We start from the raw sequence: 568 nt of genomic DNA, 5'->3' as shown, positions 1-568 counted from the left end.
GCTAGCCGCAGGTTGCTCATACTGGACTAAAATCAAAAAACATCTTATAATAGTAGTTATGAAACTTACAAACGAAGAAACACAAAAAATTGAACAACTCCTAAGAGATTCATCGTACGCCAAATATCACAAACGTCTACAGATTATTTATTTTCGCTCAAAAGAAAAGAGTTATAAGGAAATCATGGATCTGCTAGATTGCAATAAAACAACTGTTTGGAGGAATTTGAAAAAATATAAGGAGTTTGGTTTAGAAGCGCTTCTTCAAGAGCCCCGTGGTGGACGTTATAGAGAATATATGACTTACGAAGAAGAACAAGTATTTCTAAAACGTCATATAGAAGCTGCTCAGGCTGGGGAATTTGTAACTGTCAATCAGTTATTTGAAGCCTATCAAAAAGAGATTGGTCGCACTTCCACACGTGATGGTTTCTATTATCTCCTGAAACGACATGGTTGGCGAACGGTCACTCCTCGACCTGAGCATCCCAAGAAGGCAGACGCTCAGACAATTGAGACATCTAAAAATAAAATCTACATTCGAGACCTTAAGTAAGCGCTTTAAAGA

General features: G+C 37.7%; 1 pseudogene. It reads left to right on the top strand.

Annotation, left to right across the window (positions count from 1 at the left end):
- Positions 1-58 precede the first annotated feature (58 nt).
- A pseudogene (locus HT736_RS09900) lies at positions 59-553 on the top strand (helix-turn-helix domain-containing protein); the annotation flags it as partial.
- Between the last annotated feature and the right edge of the window lie 15 nt (positions 554-568).

It is taken from the genome of Streptococcus sp. 339 (assembly GCF_013277285.1).
Lineage (GTDB): Bacteria > Bacillota > Bacilli > Lactobacillales > Streptococcaceae > Streptococcus > Streptococcus pseudopneumoniae.
This window is presented reverse-complemented; position numbering and strand designations above follow the sequence as displayed.